Genomic DNA, 2,450 nt, shown 5'->3' on the forward strand with positions numbered 1-2,450 from the left:
CTCTAAAGAAAACAGAAGGCTTTATGTCCTTAAGAGAAGTACCATCATAGATGATTTGTCCTTTGTCATATGGCTCTAATCGTCCAATCATATTCAAGAGTGTTGTCTTACCACAGCCACTTGTACCGATTAAGGCATAAATTTTCCCACCTTCAAAATGAAGATTCGTATCTGAAAATAGCTGACGGCTTCCAAATTTTTTAGATATATTCTTTAGTTCAATCATCCTATTTTCCTTTCATAATTGTCATAGAAACACGAGATTCTTTATGAGCTTGACGGTAAAGCGTCAAAACTGCACTAGCTAGAAAGACGAATAAAGTGAGCAAACCAATCACCAAGTCTCGACTGCTTAAAATAAAGAGACTAGCACCAAATACAAAACTGGCAAATTGACTAACCATATACTGAGCATGTGTTTCAAAAAATCGTAAGCCTGAAATTCGTTTAATCAAGATATCTCGGCGGAATTGCTCGAAATATAGAAGATTGACAGAATAAAAGAGTAACAAGGAACTAGCTATCCCCACAATAGCTCCTAAGATTAAAGTTGCTGTTTCAGTTTGAACTTCATTATAACGAGTTAGATAAACACTTCTTCCTTCTTTAAGATAGGATACTTGCTCATAAATTCCTGCATTTTTCAAGAGTTTAATCCCATCTTCATATCCTTTGACAAAGATATTCTTACCAGCATTGATAGACCAACTAGATTTGGAAATGATACTATCACCTATAGATGTTGGAGTAAATACAACTAAAATCGGATCAGTCAAATACTGAGTGGATACGGGATTCTCACCGTTATTATAAACAAACCGCTTTTCTCCAGTTGGAAGATAACTAACAATCGCTCTCATTTCATACTCTAAAGGAGCACTTGCCTCCTCACCAGATTTTCCATAATCACTCAATCTTTCTTCAAAAGCTTTCTTAAGTTCTGCTTCCTGTGAACGAAGAGATTCTGGTAATAAGAGTCCAAATTCCCCTTTTTGAAGATGGGCTAGTTTCTGTCTAGTCTCACCATTTACAGATACATTTTCCTTGTCCAAATAACTTGGACTGACATAGAGAACATTAGCATCTGGACTATAGGTATCCAGTGTCTCTCCCTGTTCATTTTTTCCTTGAGGATTTGCAAAATGAATGAGATTATCTTTTACAAATAGAGCCTGTTCTTCTTCGATTGCTTCCTTGGCAAAGGCATACCACTTATTCTGATTTTCTGTATCTTTTACTCTATCACCTAAGCCAAAGAAAATCTGGTAATAGTCTGCTCTGTCCTGCCATGCTTGTTTTGAAATTTCAAGTTCTTTCAATCGTTGGTAAGACGTCAAACCTGTCTTAACAGCGTAGCCTACTGTAAAAACAGCTACTAACTGACACAATAGGGTTAAAGTCATCAAGCGTTTAAGGGGTAATCTCCCCTTAATAACAGGAACTAATGCTTTGTAACTCAAACTCATTAGGTAAAGGAGCATTAGTAAAATTGAAATACCCAATAAAAATAACAGATAGAAACTAATCCCAAAACCATAGGTGGCTAACAAGATAGGATAAAACAAACCTTGACTAAAAAGAACGACTCCCCCACCTAGGAAGGAAAGGAGGGCTGATAGAAGGAGCCATTTGATATCAGTAGATAAAGAATGCCCCATGATGGATAAGAGAGTCTGACCAGAAAAGAGTTTTATACCTGCTGCTCTCATTTCCTTAATCCGAGTGATAATCACTAAAGCAAAGAAAGATAAGCCAAATATTGCTAAACTAATTAAAATAAGGGGAATTAGTAACATTCTAAAAGCAAGAGAATAGGGCGGTGTCTTTCGGTCAGGAATTGCTTTATAACCCAAATCTCCTAATTTATCGGCTAGCTTTTCTTTTGTCAAGGAGCCTGATAAAAGGAGATAACTATTTAGCGGATCACTACGTTCACGACTTTCTTGGCTAGCTTCTTGGAATTCTTTTGGTAAAGTTCCCTGACCATAAGTTGCATAAGTAAAGTGAGTCGTCCCATCCTTACTCGGCTCTACAATTCTCCTAGCTATTAAACTCTGTTCTGAGTTTGCAAAATTCTCCAATTCCTGTTCAAATACCTCACGCGTCGGTTCCTGAGTATCCTTTTTGACACGAAGTAAGGAGACGGAATCATAGCTTGCATATAAATATTGTGGCGCACGTAAGACAATAATCCAAGCAAGGAAGAAGCTGAGAAAAAAAATTGATAATAATATAAATAGTTTCTTCATAGTAGACTCCTTGTATAAGAGAATAATCCTATAGAAAAATAGTTTATCTTTTATAAATTCTTAGAATTATTTTCCTAGTTTAATCAATCACACCCTGAGCACCAAGACAATAATACTCTTCAAAAATCTCTTCAAACCGCGTCAACGTTGCCTTGCCGTAGATATATGTAACTGACTTCGTCAGTCTTATCTACAACCTCA

General features: G+C 36.4%; 2 protein-coding genes. Both read right to left on the reverse strand.

Annotated features, from left to right (window positions below; translation table 11 throughout):
• Nucleotides 1-226, reverse strand: a 226-nt coding sequence (locus ADI58_RS00775) for an ATP-binding cassette domain-containing protein (protein ID WP_049521093.1), incomplete at its 3' end; no start/stop codon positions are given.
• 1 nt (nucleotide 227) lies between these two features.
• Entirely contained in the window at nucleotides 228-2,249 is a 2,022-nt protein-coding gene (locus tag ADI58_RS00780; RefSeq protein ID WP_049521094.1) for a bacteriocin-associated integral membrane family protein, read from the reverse strand.
• Between the last annotated feature and the right edge of the window lie 201 nt (nucleotides 2,250-2,450).

This window comes from Streptococcus mitis (assembly GCF_001074635.1).
Lineage (GTDB): Bacteria > Bacillota > Bacilli > Lactobacillales > Streptococcaceae > Streptococcus > Streptococcus mitis_E.

Excerpts from the sequence above, each read along its gene's own strand:
- ADI58_RS00780 (WP_049521094.1), bottom strand. The coding sequence starts at position 2,249 with ATGAAGAAACTATTTATATTATTATCAATTTTTTTTCTCAGCTTCTTC.